The organism is Cyanobacteriota bacterium (genome assembly GCA_025054735.1).
GTDB lineage: Bacteria > Cyanobacteriota > Cyanobacteriia > SKYG9 > SKYG9 > SKYG9.
In genome coordinates, this window is record JANWZG010000414.1 from 1 (window position 1) to 3,364 (window position 3,364).

Sequence of the window (3,364 nt, forward strand, 5' to 3'; positions counted from 1 at the left end):
GTTTCGAGCACGGCAGCTTTCCAGTAACCCCCCGGAACTAGGAGTTGGGGAACCTCACCCTGGGCTAAGTCCAGGCCAAGTTTAACTCGATGCAAATTGCCCTCTAGGTCAACCAAGATGTAGGTAATAGCTGAGCCTGCATGGAAGTAGTGCATGATGTCGGATTGGTTTTTGTGTAGATGATCGATGGGCCGATCGTCCGTGAGTAGGTAATAAATCGAGGTCATTGTGGAGCGGTTTCCCCCTAGACGCGAGGTAGGAATTTGTTCTAGAGCGCGGTAGGTTTCAGCAAAGTAGCCCCCTTCGATATGTTCTACTAATGAAAGGCGATCAATCCAATAGTGCTTATTCATGGTGACGGCGAACCTGTAATAGTGCCTGACTAAGTTGTTGATGGATATGACCATTGGTCGCTAGGATCCGCCCAGAGGTAATATCCCAGGCAGAACTGTCATAGGCGGTGACATGACCGCCCGCTTCGGTAACCAACAGTGCCCCTGCGGCTACATCCCAAGGAGACAAGCCTCGCTCCCAATAGCCATCTAATCGGCCACAGGCAACATAGGCAAGGTCAACAGAGGCTGAGCCGCCCCGGCGCACCCCTTGGGTTAGATGGGTGAGATGACAAAATTCAGCATAGTTGTTGTCGGGGGTTTGTCGGCGATCGTAGGCAAACCCAGTTACCAGCAGGCTCTTATCCAGTGATGCTGTAGTTGAGACGTGGATAGGCCGACGATCGCGGGTTGCTCCTAGGCCCTTTGCTGCCCGGAATAATTCGTTGCGTCTAGGGTCATAGACAACTCCCACACTGGGGATACCATCGATTAACAAGCCGATGGATACCGAATAAACGGGATATTGGTGGGCATAGTTAGTGGTGCCATCGAGGGGATCGATCGCCCAAAGAAACCCACTATCCAAACTGCCAGAGCGGCCTGATTCTTCAGCTAAAATGCCATGGTCAGGCAAGTGCCGCTGCAAAATCTCCAACACTAGTGCTTCCGCAGCTTTGTCGGCTGCTGTGACTAGGTTTCCAGCTTCACCCTTTTCTTCAATTTTGCCTAGCTTGCCCGAAAAATCCTGCAATACGCCACCGGCTGCCAAGGCAGCTTCTGTGGCAATATCCAGAAAACGCTGTAGATCGCGGGAGGATGTCATGACTACCTCAAGGTTGGGTGATGGTTGCTCAGAGGACTCAAGTCCTCCCTACAATACAGAGGACTCAAGTTCTCACTACGAACGATTTAGCACTTATTAGGGTTACTAATCGATTGGCTAGCCACCATAGGGAATGGCAGGGATCAAGACCTCATTTACTCGTAAGTCCAAGGTGTAATCGTCGGTGTCCAGTTAACTAGTTCCTCGTCGGTGAACCAGAGCTTTATTTCTTGTTGGGCAGTTTCGATCGCATCTGACCCATGGATTAAATTGCGCCCGATATTCACGCCAAAATCACCCCGAATGGTGCCCGGTTCAGCCGTTAAGGGGTTAGTCGCGCCAATAATTTTACGGGCAGCGGCCACTACACCATCCCCTTCCCACACCATCGCTACAACTGGAGAAGAAATGATGAAATTGACCAAGGACGAGAAGAAGGGGCGCTCCTTGTGTACAGCATAGTGCTGTTCGGCTAGTTCTCGGCTGACAGACATCAGCTTTAGTCCCACTAGGGTAAAGCCTTTGGTTTCAAAGCGGCGGATAATCTCGCCCACCAGTTTACGTTGAACACCATCGGGCTTGATGGCAATAAAAGTGCGCTCTACAGTCATAGCTCTCCGTTCTGATTTCCAATCATTAAGATTACACTGTTAACAACCCGATCGCAGATCATTCAGTAAACGCAGCAGTACAGCCAATCAAGAGACATCGGTATAGTTCCTAACTGAGGAGATGAGAGCATACCTGTTGTGGAGCAACCCCTCATTCAGCTATTAGAATGCTTGCTCAGGTGTCCTAAGTCACTAGCCTAGACCCTAATCTGAGTGCTTACTCGTGTTCACCCATGCTATTGATACTAAATCTATGACTCCAATCCCTAGTCCTGATCAGCCCTATGAATCAGCAGACCAAACCAGTAAACCTGGTGTTTCAACCAGTGTTTCAACATCAGTTAACAGCGCTGCATCTACCGTTCCTATTAGCCTCAAGTCTCCCCACGCTTCCGGGGAAGGAGGGTTTCCAGAGCAGTCATTGTTTAAGACCCCACCTCCACAATCTGTCAATCCTGCGGTGGTGATATTGGTAGCGATCGCGGTCATGGTGTTGGGCTGGGTGCTGAATTCTAGCTGGCTAGGAGTCGCTGGGGCAATCGTTACTCTCTTGGCATCGCTACGTTTACTGCTACCCGACGTGCGCAGTTGGCTGACGGAGTTATTATCAAGTCGCGATCGGTTGACCTTGTTAGCTTTTCTGGGGATTACCATCGCTGTAGTAGGGTTAATTCGCTTCAGTAACATTCCTTACCAAGTTGCTCTGCGGGCACGAACTCTCAACTGGGAAGCTGTGGGAGCGATTGGCGAAGTGATTGGTGCTGTAGGGCAAATCTTGATTGCCATCCTAGCGGTGTATATTGCATGGCGACAATACGTGATTTCTAAGGACTTGACAATTCAGCAAAACATGATCACCCAGCAGCAAACGATCGATGCCTATTTCCAGGGCATTTCTGAGCTTGTGCTGGATGAAGAGGGTCTGTTAGAAGACTGGCCCCAAGAGCGGGCAATTGCTGAAGGGCGCACTGCTGCTATCCTCAGTAGTGTTGATGCTAATGGCAAAGCTAAAATTATTCGCTTCCTTTCCCGTGCCAAGTTATTGACTCCACTGCGGCGCGATCGTCGCCTAGGGCGAGCCATTCTCGATGGGGTCGGAGGTTATGAAGAAGACCGCCTCCACGGCGTTCGTGTGATTGACCTTGGAGTCACCCTAGCGCGAGCCGACTTACAAGGCACAGACTTGCGCTGGACAGACCTGAGCGAAGCCAATCTTATTCGCGCTAACCTCAGCTATTGCGACTTGGTGAAAAGCAACCTCAGTCGCACGATTCTCTACGAGGCCATCTTGACTGGTGCTGACCTCAACAGTGCTTTGCTGTTTTATGGCAATCCAGAGCAGGCTTCACCGCGCACCCGCGATGACCTTCCCAACTACAAAACAGGAGAGTTCACTGGGGCAGTAGTTGAAGGTGCTATCTTCACCAATGCCAAAGAAATGTCTGATGCTCAACGCTACTACTGCTGTGCATGGGGTGGCAGCAAAACCCGCGCCACGATTCCTGGTGGTTGTCAGGGTATCCCCAACAAACTTGGTCGTTAATGTTACTGCTGGATGGCAGATCGTCCCTGCTTACCCAACTTCACTAACGCAA

The 3,364-nt window shown here is 50.7% G+C and carries 4 protein-coding genes; 1 reads left to right on the top strand and 3 read right to left on the bottom strand.

Annotation, left to right across the window (positions count from 1 at the left end; genetic code table 11):
• The 3 genes from NZ772_16015 to ndk form a co-directional block, all read right to left on the bottom strand.
• The coding region (locus tag NZ772_16015) for a cupin domain-containing protein (protein ID MCS6815061.1) at window positions 1-353 on the bottom strand (353 nt) is incomplete at its 3' end.
• Complete coding sequence (locus NZ772_16020) at window positions 346-1,158, bottom strand: inositol monophosphatase (protein MCS6815062.1); 813 nt, start codon at window positions 1,156-1,158, stop codon at window positions 346-348. The genes NZ772_16015 and NZ772_16020, both read right to left, overlap by 8 nt.
• Window positions 1,159-1,313: 155 nt before the next feature.
• Entirely contained in the window at window positions 1,314-1,769 is a 456-nt protein-coding gene (ndk, locus tag NZ772_16025; protein ID MCS6815063.1) for a nucleoside-diphosphate kinase, read from the bottom strand.
• A gap of 253 nt (window positions 1,770-2,022) precedes the next feature.
• On the opposite strand from ndk, the gene NZ772_16030 reads away from it, so the two are divergent.
• Window positions 2,023-3,312 carry a pentapeptide repeat-containing protein gene (locus NZ772_16030; GenBank protein ID MCS6815064.1) on the top strand — a complete coding sequence of 430 codons (1,290 nt, stop codon included), beginning with the start codon at window positions 2,023-2,025 and terminating at the stop codon, window positions 3,310-3,312.
• The last annotated feature ends 52 nt before the right edge of the window (window positions 3,313-3,364 follow it).

Bases quoted from the DNA above. Each gene is read 5' to 3' on its own strand.
- NZ772_16020 (MCS6815062.1), bottom strand. From the start codon at position 1,158: ATGACATCCTCCCGCGATCTACAGCGTTTTCTGGATATTGCCACAGAA.
- ndk (MCS6815063.1), bottom strand. From the start codon at position 1,769: ATGACTGTAGAGCGCACTTTTATTGCCATCAAGCCCGATGGTGTTCAA.
- NZ772_16030 (MCS6815064.1), top strand. From the start codon at position 2,023: ATGACTCCAATCCCTAGTCCTGATCAGCCCTATGAATCAGCAGACCAA.